Source organism: Bradyrhizobium sp. (genome assembly GCF_019242285.1).
GTDB lineage: Bacteria > Pseudomonadota > Alphaproteobacteria > Rhizobiales > Xanthobacteraceae > Bradyrhizobium.
In genome coordinates, this window is sequence record NZ_JAFAVV010000719.1 from 1 (window position 1) to 4667 (window position 4667).

The 4667-nt window shown below is 63.9% G+C and carries 3 protein-coding genes and 1 pseudogene; all 4 read left to right on the plus strand.

Going from position 1 to position 4667, the window contains the following annotated elements; all coding sequences use genetic code 11:
• Window positions 1–374 precede the first annotated feature (374 nt).
• Window positions 375–1193 carry an alpha/beta hydrolase gene (locus tag JOY90_RS29005; RefSeq protein WP_291694522.1) on the plus strand — a complete coding sequence of 273 codons (819 nt, stop codon included), beginning with the start codon at window positions 375–377 and terminating at the stop codon, window positions 1191–1193.
• Window positions 1194–1604: 411 nt separating this feature from the next.
• The gene (locus JOY90_RS40210) at window positions 1605–1697 is read left to right on the plus strand and encodes a DUF6283 family protein (RefSeq protein WP_367277007.1); all 93 of its coding nucleotides are present in this window, start codon (window positions 1605–1607) and stop codon (window positions 1695–1697) included.
• 929 nt (window positions 1698–2626) lie between these two features.
• Window positions 2627–4030, plus strand: a complete 1404-nt coding sequence (locus tag JOY90_RS29010; protein ID WP_291694523.1) for a CoA transferase — start codon at window positions 2627–2629, stop codon at window positions 4028–4030.
• Between the two features lie 124 nt (window positions 4031–4154).
• A pseudogene (locus JOY90_RS29015) lies at window positions 4155–4667 on the plus strand (hypothetical protein); the annotation flags it as partial.

Here is a 4667-nt window from a genome sequence, read left to right on the forward strand (position 1 = left end):
TGTCTTCGCCGAAGCATAGTATCGTCTTCAGCAAAGTGATCCCAGCACTCCAGGCCGATAGGCACGGCGTGGTCGCAATTCAGTACGGCCTCGACAATTCTGCAGCGCGATCGAGAGTGGCGTCCCTCATTTAGCGGGAAACGCGCGCGAATGCGCAGGAGCGACGAATAGCGCCGCGCCGGATCCGGCGATAACGCGTCGGCGATCGGGTGTTACCACGGCAAAGGCTCGCCGGCGAGGCCGCTGAACATCGTGTCTTCTGGAAAGCCAGGGGGCGCGATCTGTGGCCTGATCAGCTTGGGCCTGCCTGCTTTTTTAGACCCCCGTCCGCAAACTTTTCAACAAAGATCTAACAGCGCAGATGGAGCGACTCGATGTCGACGATCACGACTACAGACGGTGTAAGCATCTTCTACAAGGATTGGGGATCAGGTCAGCCGATCGTCTTCAGCCACGGTTGGCCGCTGACAGCAGACGACTGGGATGCCCAGATGATGTTCTTCCTGCAGCAGGGCTTCCGCGTCATCGCGCATGACCGTCGTGGGCACGGACGGTCCGACCAGCCCGGCACCGGCAACGACATGGACACCTGGGTTGCCGACCTCGCGGACCTGACCAAGCACCTCGACTTGCGCGACGCGATCCACATCGGTCACTCCACAGGTTGCGGTGAGGTGGCTCGCTATGTCGCGCGCCACCAGGAGCGCGTCGCGAAGGCAGTACTGGTCGCTTCCTTGACGCCGAACATGTATCGGAGCGAGGAAAACCCGTCCGGTCAGGCGCTGGAGTGGTTCGAGGGGGTTCGTGCGGGCATGCTGGGCAACCGGTCGCAGTTCTATCGGTTCGTCCCGGAGAACCCGTTCTACGGTTACAACCTCGACGGGGCCAAGCCTTCGGAGGCGATCATTGCGAACTGGTGGCGTCAGGGCATGGCCGGTGGCGCCCTGGCTCACTACGCGACTGTCGGCTCCTGGTTGGAAGATTACACCGAAGATCTCAAGAAGATCACCGTGCCGGTGCTGATTATGCATGGCGAGGCCGATCAAATCGTCCCCTTCAAAAGTACCGTGCCGCGTGCGGTCGACCTGCTCAAGAACGGGTCGCTGAAGACCTACCCGGGCTACTCCCATGGCATGCTGACAACGCATGCGGATGTCCTCAACCCCGACCTGCTCTCGTTCATCAGATCTTGACGACATCTCTCATCCATCATCGCCTTCCCGTACGAAGGAGATGCCGTTTGCAGGGCGGCCTCTCCTTCCAGTTCAAGAGACGGTATGCAACAGCCGCTTTTGGCCCGACAGAGAAAAGTCGTCCGGCTTCGCTAGGTCGGCTGTCCGAGGTGGTGCCGACCAGATTTGCTCGGCATGAGAAATTTCAGCCCGCGACCAACGAGGGGCTTGTGCCACGATAGAAGAGTGGATCAAGGAGGGATGAATGACTAGGTCCATAGCTATATTTTTGCACTGATCACCGCATTGACACTGCTTACAGTTGAAGCGATGGATCGGGTTTCGTCGGTGTTCGCTCGCGCCAGCATACTCGTGCTGGTCCTTGTTCTCACGGCGATCGTTACCTTCGTTTTCAAGCGATCGGAGCAAGAAATGAGCGCTCCTGAGCCCGCGCCTAAACCGTGTGGCTCGTGCCCGTATCGACGCGATGTGCCGTCAGGCATTTGGGGATCGCAGCGAGTATGACAAGCTGCCGAAGTACGATGGCGAGACCTGGCCCGACGGCGAAAACCGTCAGGGCTACGCCATGTCGCCTGTCTGATCCCAAGCGGACCCCACGCGACCTTGTCGGCGGTGGGTCGCCTAGCAAGGCCAAAACGGTTTGGTGGTTGGTGCCACACATCAGCTCGCAAATCTGGCGGCAAAATGCGAGAGGTCTGAACGCAGTTGACCCGACCGTAGAATATCGGTGACGGCCCCTCGGTCCAACGGAAGCTTGGTCCGGCCATGCCTCGAGCCTGTCCGGAAAGAGCTGAATGCGGACGCCGGCAACTCGATCGCAAAGGCCTGCCCTGGGTCACAGGCACCGGTGATTTGCCCGACGGGCAGCTCTCGTCAAAACCTGTCAAGCCCTCTTTCGAGAAACAATTCACTTGCCTGATTCGTAAAATCAGAAGTACAATGCGCCCGTTCCGTTTCCTTGCAGAGGGACGTACGCGTCGTCACGAACGTTGGAGGCGGAATGCGATGGACGCGGCGGCGCGGCGAGACGAGCAGCGCCGGCGCGGACGGCGAAATCGTGTGGTCCTGACGCCGCGACGCGGGCGCCAAGCGCGTGATGATGCTTCGCATCACACGGGCGACGGGGGCAAGAAAGCCCGTTCCCCGAGGAGAGCACGGATAATAAGCGTTAACACCATCGCGCAGGGAATGCCGGTGATTTCGGCTAAACCTGTGGTTCCTGCCCCGTGCTTTTCGTTGCACGGGGGCCATGGGTGAGGCTGAAGCACCCGGCATTCCCTGCGCCCTCTGCTTCTTCGAGGGCGTTTGCTTTGCAAGCCTCGGGCAGGTCATGCCGCGAGAACGCAGATGCATACCCTCAAGACTGTCGAAATCGGGATAAGACGCGATATGATCGAGCGCAGCGCGAGGCCCCAGCCATGATGGACTCCACAGTGCAGACACCCAGCGATATCCTCGCCGATCTCTGGAAGCTCGCCGGTGGCGCGCCATCCGCGCTCGATGCCATCAGGCTCACCGGCGACGAGCCGCAACTGCCGTCGTCGTTCCGCGTCGGCGCAGCCGCGCAGGTTTCCGTGGCAGCAGCGGGCCTGGCCGCGGCCGAGATCTGGAAAATGCGCGGCGGCGAGGCGCAGGAGGTGGCGGTCGACATGGTGCACGCCGCCGTCGAATGCCGCTCCGAGCGCTATCTCAATGTCGCCGGCAAGCCGCCGCCGCCGACCTGGGACCCCACTGCCGGAGTCTACCGCACCGGCGACGCCCGTTTCGTGCGACTGCACACCAATTTTGCGCATCACCGCGCCGCCGTCTGCAAGGCCCTGAATTGCGAGCCGGAGCGGGAGAAGATCCAGGCGGCGCTGATGCACTGGGAGGGCGCGGCGTTCGAGACCGCGGCCTATGCGGCGGGCGGCGTGGTGTCGCTGATGCGCAGTTTCGACCAATGGTCGGCGCTGCCGCAGGCCAAGGCGCTCGCAGAGTTGCCTGTCGTCTCGATCGAGAAGATCGGCGACGCGGCGCCGCGGCCGTGGCCCACAGGCGACCGGCCGCTCGCAGGCCTTCGTGTGCTCGACCTGTCACGGGTGATCGCGGGCCCCGTCGCCGGCCGCACGCTCGCGGCGCATGGCGCCGACGTGATGCTGATCTCCGGCCCCGACCTGCCGACCATTCCGTGGCTCGTCATCGACACCGGGCGCGGCAAGCTCTCCACGTCGGTCGAGCTCAAGAGCGAAGCGGGACGCGAGACCTTGCGCGGACTGCTGAAGGACGCCGACATTTTTGCGCAAGGCTATCGCCCGCGCGCGATCGCTTCGCTCGGCTTTGCGCCGGAAGAGGCCGCAAAACTCTCGCCCGGCATCGTCTATGTCACGCTGTCGGCCTATGGCCATGACGGCCCGTGGGCGGACCGCCGCGGTTTCGACTCGCTGGTGCAGACCTCGACCGGCTTCAACCATGCCGAAGGCGTCGCTGCCGGCATCGATGGCCCCAAGGAATTGCCGGCGCAGATGCTCGACCATGCCACCGGTTACCTGATGGCGTTCGGCGCGATGATGGGCAGGCTCCGCCAGGCGCGCGAGGGCGGGAGCTGGCATGTCAGGGTGTCGCTGGCGCAGACCGGCCGCTGGCTCTGGAATCTCGGCCGTCTCACCGACGGGCTGAAGGCGCCGGATTTTTCGCGCGACACCGTACTGCCGTTCCTGGAGGAAACGCCATCCGGCTTTGGCACGCTCAACGGCGTCAGCCACTCGGGAAGGCTGTCGAGAACGCCCGCGTTCTGGGCACGGCCCGCGATGCCGCTCGGCTCGCATCCGCCGGAATGGCCGCCGCGCGAGGCGGCCTGAAACTGCCAAACGGCTCGTGGGCACGCGCCCATGAATCTTGCCCACTCCGTTTGTGGTTGACGCTCCCTCGCGGCTGCCCCTTGATATCCGAAAAGGGACGAGACCGCGGGAGAGAACAGGCGCCATGCGGATGGAAGAGGGCCCGCGCGCGGGCGGCACGTCGGATCAGATCCTCGACGAGATCCGTGAATTCTGCCGTGTCACCAACACGGCGGAATCGACCTTCGGCCGGCTCGTGGTCAATGACGGCAAGCTGGTGTCGCGGCTCCGCGACGGCGCCAAGATCACGACCGGCACGCTCGACAAGGTCCGTGCCTATCTGAGCGAGCACCGCGCGGTGCGGGGCAATGGGCATGCGCCCGCTGCGCCCACCCGACCGGTCCACGATGCGCCCACGCCGATCGCGCCTGCCGGCTTCCGCTTCTTCGACAACCGCCAGAAATATCTGCTGTTCGTCTCGACCTGCAGCGAGAAGACCGAGATCGCCAACCGAATCTCACTCGAGCTCGCCACTCTGCAGCCGTCGCCGCCGGCGCTCCGGCTGTTCGATGCCGGCGTCGGCGACGGCACGGTGCTGTCGCGGGTGATGCGGGCGCTGCATGCGCGCTTTCCGACCATGCCGCTCTATGTCGTCGCC